At 63.2% G+C, this 4408-nt stretch carries 5 protein-coding genes and 1 pseudogene; 3 read left to right on the top strand and 3 right to left on the bottom strand.

Features of this window, described 5'->3' with window-relative positions; all coding sequences use genetic code 11:
* Positions 1-155: 155 nt before the first annotated feature.
* Entirely contained in the window at positions 156-1175 is a 1020-nt protein-coding gene (locus I5W_RS18955) for an alpha/beta hydrolase (RefSeq protein WP_017450750.1), read from the top strand.
* Positions 1176-1304: 129 nt separating this feature from the next.
* Here I5W_RS18955 and I5W_RS18950 read toward each other — a convergent pair whose 3' ends face one another.
* On the bottom strand, positions 1305-1973 hold the full coding sequence (locus I5W_RS18950) for an alpha/beta hydrolase (protein ID WP_017450751.1): 669 nt from the start codon (positions 1971-1973) through the stop codon (positions 1305-1307).
* A gap of 170 nt (positions 1974-2143) precedes the next feature.
* Between I5W_RS18950 and I5W_RS18945 the strand changes: the two genes are divergently transcribed.
* Positions 2144-2806, top strand: a complete 663-nt coding sequence (locus tag I5W_RS18945) for a hypothetical protein (RefSeq protein ID WP_017450752.1) — start codon at positions 2144-2146, stop codon at positions 2804-2806.
* Positions 2807-2813: 7 nt separating this feature from the next.
* On the opposite strand, the gene mog is transcribed toward I5W_RS18945, so the two are convergent.
* Both mog and yjgA read right to left on the bottom strand, forming a co-directional pair.
* Positions 2814-3446, bottom strand: coding sequence for a molybdopterin adenylyltransferase (gene mog, locus I5W_RS18940; RefSeq protein ID WP_083893585.1), 633 nt, complete (start codon positions 3444-3446; stop codon positions 2814-2816).
* Complete coding sequence (yjgA, locus tag I5W_RS18935; RefSeq protein WP_017450754.1) at positions 3436-4041, bottom strand: ribosome biogenesis factor YjgA; 606 nt, start codon at positions 4039-4041, stop codon at positions 3436-3438. Before yjgA ends, mog begins: the two co-directional genes overlap by 11 nt.
* 89 nt (positions 4042-4130) lie before the next feature.
* Between yjgA and I5W_RS18930 the strand changes: the two are divergent.
* Positions 4131-4408: pseudogene (locus I5W_RS18930) on the top strand (PmbA/TldA family metallopeptidase); the annotation flags it as partial.

Below are 4408 nucleotides of genomic sequence, written 5' to 3'. Positions count from 1 at the left end.
CCCAGAGCCAATAGCGGTAAATAAGTAGTTTGCTATTTAATAGGATTTTAGTTTTATTGCATTCAATGTAGTCCAGCAGTCACTTGCAGTTCCCTCGCAGCACCCTCCCGGTGAAACCACCGAACCTATCGTCATTAGAGAAAAGGAAGAAGATCATGAAATCGTTCAAGCAACTCGCCGCCGTCGCCGCCATCGGCCTGGTATTCGGTAATGCCTACGCCGCCGGTGGTCCTGGTGTCGAGCCAACCACCCAGGCTTTCCTGCAAGCGCTGGAAGCCGGTGGCGGCAAGCCCCTGGAACAACTCTCGCCCAAGGATGCGCGGGCCGTGCTGGTGGGCGCGCAAGCCGGCGTGAAGCTGGAACTGCCCAAGGCGGATGTGTCGGAAAAGACCATCAGCGTCGACGGCCAGGACATCAAGCTGACCATCGTGCGTCCGGCTGGCGTGAAGAAGACCTTGCCGGCCTTCATGTTCTTCCACGGCGGTGGTTGGGTGCTGGGCGACTTCCCGACCCACGAACGCCTGGTGCGCGACCTGGTGGCCAACTCGGGTGCAGTGGCGGTCTTCGTGAACTACACCCCCTCGCCGGAGGCTTCCTACGGCGTGGCAATCAACCAAGCCTATGCGGCCACCAAGTGGGTCGCTGAACACGGCAAGCAAATCAACGTCGACGGCAAGCGCCTGGCCGTGGCCGGCAACAGCGTCGGCGGCAACATGGCCGCCGTGGTCGCGCTGATGGCCAAGGACAAGGGCGGCCCGGCGCTGCGTTCGGAAGTGCTGCTGTGGCCGGTGACCGATGCCAACTTCGAAACCGGTTCCTACAACCAGTTTGCCAATGGCTACTTCCTGACCAAGAACATGATGAAGTGGTTCTGGGACAGCTACACCACCGACGCCGCCAAGCGCAAGGAAATCACGGCCTCGCCGCTCAATGCGACGACGGAGCAACTGGCCGGCCTGCCGCCGACCCTGATCCAGACCGCCGAAAACGACGTGCTGCGTGACGAAGGCGAAGCCTATGGTCGCAAGCTGCAAGCTGCAGGTGTGGCCGTGACCAGCGTGCGTTACAACGGCATGATCCACGACTTCGGTCTGTTGAACGTGTTGGCCAAGGTGCCGGCGGTGCAGAGCGCCATGCGTCAGGCGGGTGAGGAACTGAAGTACCACCTGAAGTGATCGCTTGAGGTGATCGACTGCGGTGATCGACTGCGGTCATCACCCTGAGTGCCGCCTCGGCAGCGGTAAAGCACAAGGCCCCCGGCGCAGTTCATGCGCCCGGGGGCCTTGCTTGGTGCGGCGGCAGTCTTACGCCAGGACCTTGGTCAGCCAGGCGCTGATGTCGGCCACTTCCTCGTCGCACACCGAGTGCTGCATCGGATAGTCATGCCACTCCACCTGGTGTCCCAGTTGGGTCAGCAGCTCGCGCGACTTCACGGCGCGCTCCAGTACCACCACCGGATCCAGCGTGCCGTGCGCCATGAAGATGGGCGTGTCGTGGTTGGCGCCGTGACGTTCGGCCTCGATGGTCGCGGCCAGCGGCAGGTAGCCGGACAGGCACATCAGCCCGGCCAGGCGCTCGGGATGGCGCAGACCGGTCTGCAGGGTCATGGCGCAGCCTTGCGAGAAACCGGCCAGCACGATGCGTTGGGCTGGGATGCCGCGCGCCTTTTCCTGGGCGATCAGCGCTTCGATGGCCGCCTGCGAGGCACGCAGGCCGGGTTCGTCTTCGCGGCGCACCAGGTCGGGGGCGAAGATGTCGTACCAGGCGCGCATCGCGTAGCCGCCATTGATGGTCACCGGTATGGTCGGTGCGGTGGGGAAGATGAAGCGGATCGGTGGGCAGCCGGAGAGGTCCAGTTCGCGCACGATGGGCACGAAGTCCGAGCCATCGGCACCCAGGCCATGCAGCCAGATGATGGCGACACCAGGGTTGGGAGCGGTTTCGATCTCTATCGTTTTGAGTTGTGCGGCCATGGGCTTGCGGTCCTGTTACGGGTAAGGAGGTCAGAGGGGAGGGGGCTGCATTGTGTCGGCTCTTGCTCCGGCGCACAATACGGCTTTGCCCTGGTCATGCATTGCTGCAATGGGCTCACATCATACGATGAACGCAGCCGCCCTGCTGCGCGTTCGAACAAGGACAACCGATGAAGTGCAAACCGTGGACCCGGCTGCTGGCGTCGCTACTGAGTAGCCTGCTGGCGTTGACCCCCTTGTCCGGCCATGCCGAGGCCGAAGGGCGGCTGTTCCAGCCCAGCGGCGAGAACCTGATGATCTCGCCGCCGGCCGGCTGGCGCCTGGCCTACATGGATGGCGAACCGGACGGCGACTACGTGGTCGATTTCCTGCCGGCCAACGAAGCCCACGACTCCTGGCGCGAGGGCTACATGGGCGTGCAGCGCCGCAGCTTTCCCGAGGCCGGCTTGCTGGCCAATATCCAGGCGCGCAACCTGACCGTGTCGCAGGTGGCCCTGACCGAAGTGATGCAGGGTGCGCAGCGCAATTGCCCCGGCCACTTCATCGCGATGGCGCAGAAGGATGGCAGCACCAACAATATTCCGCTTTCTGTCAGCGGCGGCTTCTGTGACCGTGTCGGTCCCTCGGCCCCGTATGGCGAGGGAACCGTACTGGCGGTGTACCAGGGTAAGCAGCAACTGTTCGTGGTGCAGTTCAGCTGGCGTCCACCGACTGAAAATGCACTGAAGCAGTACCCGTACCGGATCACGCCGGCGGGCCTGCAGCAGTTCCTGGATCTGTTGAACGCGGCCACGCTGTGCGGCGGGCCGGGTGAGGGGAAGTGCCCGAACTAGTGGGTGCTTACTTGTTGCTGGCGGGCCGGATCGCCGACTTCGGGCGGAAGGCCTTGCAGACGCTGTCGTCAGTTTCGATGTAGGGGCCGCCGATCAAGTCGATGCAATAGGGGATGGCGGCGAAGATGCCCGGCACCTTGACCTGGCCGTTCTCATCCTTCAAGCCTTCCAGTGTCTCGCGAATGGACTTGGGCTGGCCCGGCAGGTTCAGGATCAGGGCGGCATGGTCGGCTGTCTCGCGGATCACCGCCACCTGGCGCGACAGGATCGCGGTGGGCACGAACTGCAGGCTGATCTGGCGCATTTGTTCACCAAAGCCCGGCATTTCCTTGCTGGCGACGGCCAGTGTGGCGTCCGGCGTCACATCGCGGCGCGATGGGCCGGTGCCACCCGTGGTCAGCACCAGGTCGCAAGCGGCCACGTCGACCAGCTCCACCAGGGTCTGCTCGATCTGGGCGCGTTCATCGGGGATCAGGCGGGTCAGCACCTCGAAGGGGCTGCTCAGGGCACTGGTCAGCCAATCCTGCAGGGCCGGGATGCCCTGGTCCTGGTAGACGCCACCCGAGGCGCGGTCGGAAATGGAGACCAGCCCGACGCGCAGCACCTCGCGCGCCATGGGGGCCACTACCTCAACGCTCATCGTCGTCCTGTTCGCCATCCTCTTGCTCGGCTGCTTCGCCCTTGGCCAGGGCGGCCTGGGTCTGCAACTGCTTGAGGATCTGGAAGATTTCGCGGTAGGCCTTGGGCGGCTTGTTTTCCGCCTGCTCCTTGCGGGCATTGCGGATCAGCGTGCGCATGTGCTGCACGTCGACTTCGGGATGGCGGTTCAGCAGTTCGGTCAGTGCCTGGTCGTCGGCCAGCAGCTTTTCGCGGCGGCGTTCCAGGGCGTGCATGGCGGCGGTTTCAGCCTTGGAGGCGCCGTGCCAGCTGTCGATGGTCTTCTGGATGATGGCGATCTCGTCCGGTTCCAGCGTGCGCATCTTCTTGCCCACGTACTGCATCTGGCGGCGACGGCCTTCGTGATCCTTGATCTGCTGGCATTCGAGGATGGCATCGCGCACGTCTTCGGGCATGGGCACACGCTTGACGCGGTCGCGCGGTTCGTTGACCAGCGATTCGCCCAGCTTTTGCAGGGCATCCATCTCGCGCTTGAGTTGGGACTTGGAGGGGCGGTCGTATTCCTGTTCGAATTCGCTGGATTGGAATCCGACAGCGCCGCGGTTGGCATTGGGCATATCGTAACTTCGGGAAATAAAGCTTAACGGCTGTTATGATAACTCCTTTTGATCACTCCTTTTACCCGTATTTCAGAGAAAACAGGCTCATGAGCGAAACTCCATTCACGCACAGTCAGGACCAGTTGAAGCAGTTGGCGCAGGATGTGCTGCGTTATGCCCGGGACAAGGGCGCCTCGGACGCCGCCGTCGACATCAGCGAAGGTAGCGGCTTGTCGGTAGCGGTGCGCAAGGGCAAGATCGAGACTATCGAGCAGAACAAGGACAAGGGCATCGGCGTCACCGTCTTCCTCGGAGAGGGCCGCCAGGTTAGGGCGGGGCAACGCCAGCACCTCGGACTTTTCGCAGCAGGCGCTGAAGGGAACGG

Origin of the sequence: Herbaspirillum sp. B65 (assembly GCF_000333555.1) — a bacterium.
Taxonomy (GTDB): domain Bacteria; phylum Pseudomonadota; class Gammaproteobacteria; order Burkholderiales; family Burkholderiaceae_D; genus Herbaspirillum; species Herbaspirillum rubrisubalbicans.
This window is presented reverse-complemented; position numbering and strand designations above follow the sequence as displayed.